This window comes from Caballeronia sp. M23-90, assembly GCF_053574605.1.
This window is the reverse complement of sequence record NZ_JBSIPA010000956.1, coordinates 1-595: the sequence shown is the minus strand read 5'-3', so window position 1 is coordinate 595 and position 595 is coordinate 1. Positions and strand designations below refer to the sequence as shown.

The window sequence follows — 595 nt, the reverse complement described above, 5'->3', positions numbered from 1 at the left end:
AGAAGAACCTGTACGGTACGGCGCAGTGGCAACTGATGAAGTCGTGGGAGCTTGCCCAGGACTTTTCGCTGGAAACAAACTGCCCCGCTGCCTGGGTGAACGAGGAAAAAGCGCCCAAGGCCGAAACGCGCGGCTGGTGCGGATACTGGCGCTTCGTCTTCAACGTGTCGCCGCATATCCAGGGTTTCCCTGCCGACAACAGTATGTTCGGCAGCCCCGTGGCGCATTACGTGAAGGCCAACCAGTGGTATTACCTGCAGATCCTGTTGAACCCGGGCTCGGGCGCGCATAACGTCCACATGCCGACCGACTGGCAATATGCATACGGGCTGCTCAACAACCTGTATCAGGCCAGTGGCAGACCGGAGCCGATTCGCAACTTCCTCTACGTGCTGAAGGGCGCGCAGGAAATGGATAACGGTGTGGGCGTGACCGATGTCCAACGCGGCTGGACCATTCGCGACAGCAGTCCGCTGGACGTCTGGAACGGCGGGCAGACCGGCGTCTGGAAAGGCACGAGTCCCGCGACGGAGCAGGCGGTCGTGAACGCGTTCCTGTCGAACTGGATGGACACCACGACCAGCTTCAACATCAA

At 60.3% G+C, this 595-nt stretch carries 1 protein-coding gene; it reads left to right on the top strand.

The window, feature by feature from the left end; translation table 11 throughout:
* A partial coding sequence (locus tag ACRXB1_RS37265; protein ID WP_449494925.1) for a hypothetical protein occupies positions 1-595 on the top strand: 595 nt, incomplete at both ends.